This is a genomic window from Streptomyces sp. HPF1205 (genome assembly GCF_020400825.1).
Classification (GTDB): Bacteria; Actinomycetota; Actinomycetes; order Streptomycetales; family Streptomycetaceae; genus Actinacidiphila.
In genome coordinates, this window is sequence record NZ_JAINVH010000187.1 from 1 (window position 1) to 207 (window position 207).

1 protein-coding gene is annotated in these 207 nt (G+C 69.6%); it reads right to left on the reverse strand.

The window, feature by feature from the left end; genetic code table 11:
- Positions 1-207 (reverse strand): alcohol dehydrogenase catalytic domain-containing protein (locus tag K7G61_RS36225; RefSeq protein ID WP_225851388.1); only part of this gene is annotated, 207 nt, incomplete at both ends.

Genomic DNA, 207 nt, shown 5'->3' on the forward strand with positions numbered 1-207 from the left:
CCGCGTATCCGCCACGGCGAGCGTGCCGTAACCGCCGCCGAACATGCCGAGCACGCGGTCGCCCACAGTAAGGTCCGACACACCCGGACCCACCTCCACGACCACACCCGAGCCCTCACCACCGAGCAACCCGGCAGGACCCGGATACATACCCAGCGCGCTCAGCACATCACGGAAGTTCACACCCGCCGCGCGAACCGCGACCCG